Below are 242 nucleotides of genomic sequence, written 5' to 3' on the forward strand. Positions count from 1 at the left end.
ACAGGCTGTCGAACACCACCCGCTGCGGCTTGAGGCTGTCGACCCGGTCGATCCCCTCCCGGACGGTCTCACCCAGCTCGACCTCGGAGGGATGCAGCACGGATTGCTCGCTGTCGGGATCGAGACCGCGCTCGTTGACAAGCTCGTAGACCTCGATGCCGTCGAGGGACCACCCGTGCGTCCCAGCTGCGACCGCAAGCTCGTCGGCACTCTCCGACAGGGTGACGGAGAGGCCCTTCTCC

At 66.9% G+C, this 242-nt stretch carries 1 protein-coding gene; it reads right to left on the minus strand.

The annotated features are described in order from the left end of the window. The coding region (locus AC0IY1_RS25530) for a P-loop NTPase family protein (RefSeq protein ID WP_471773374.1) at window positions 1–242 on the minus strand (242 nt) is incomplete at both ends.

Source organism: Methylobacterium sp. AC690 (assembly GCF_979256535.1).